1 protein-coding gene is annotated in these 569 nt (G+C 58.3%); it reads right to left on the bottom strand.

Going from position 1 to position 569, the window contains the following annotated elements; translation table 11 throughout:
- A partial coding sequence (locus tag J3L16_RS15930; protein WP_207614050.1) for a DVUA0089 family protein occupies window positions 1-569 on the bottom strand: 569 nt, incomplete at both ends.

Genomic DNA, 569 nt, shown 5'->3' with positions numbered 1-569 from the left:
ACGGTTTTGGTTGACGGACGCGTTGGCGAATAGACCCGTTGCGAGCGAACCATCAAGTGGTTGTGCTTCGCCGCAGCTTCCTGATGTTTCCGTTTCTACAGCGTCTGTATCGGTGTCCTCGGTAATCACGACTGCTGCACCGGCTGTGAGCGCCTCTTGCTCAGACCGCCCGATACGTACAAAGGCTGTCAGTGGCGCGCCATCGTAGCTTTTGACCGCAACGCAATATGTTCCTGCATCGAGCTGCGTTTCCGCACGTGCCGCACCGCCCCCACCGCTGTCGTCGTCTGACAAAAGAACGCTGCCTGTTGCGTCAAAGAGTTCGAGCAGTGGATCACCTGCGCCGCGACCTTGGGCCTCAAGCCGGACATCGGTTGTGCCAGAAAGCGTGAAAAGGCCAACATATTGGTTGCCACCGAGGACAAGCGCCATCTGTTCTTGGTGCGTGTCGGATGTGGAGATGTCTGAGCTTGCTTCGCTCCCGCCGATCCATTGTCCGTCGCCAACGCCACACATGTCCTGCGCAAAGGCGGGGGATGCCATGGTCAGCGTTGCAGTTGCTAAAGCGA

Source organism: Alteromonas sp. 5E99-2 (assembly GCF_017368475.1).
GTDB lineage: Bacteria > Pseudomonadota > Gammaproteobacteria > Enterobacterales > Alteromonadaceae > Alteromonas_F.
The sequence above is the reverse complement of the archived record's forward strand: the minus strand, read 5'-3'. Positions and strand labels throughout refer to the sequence as shown.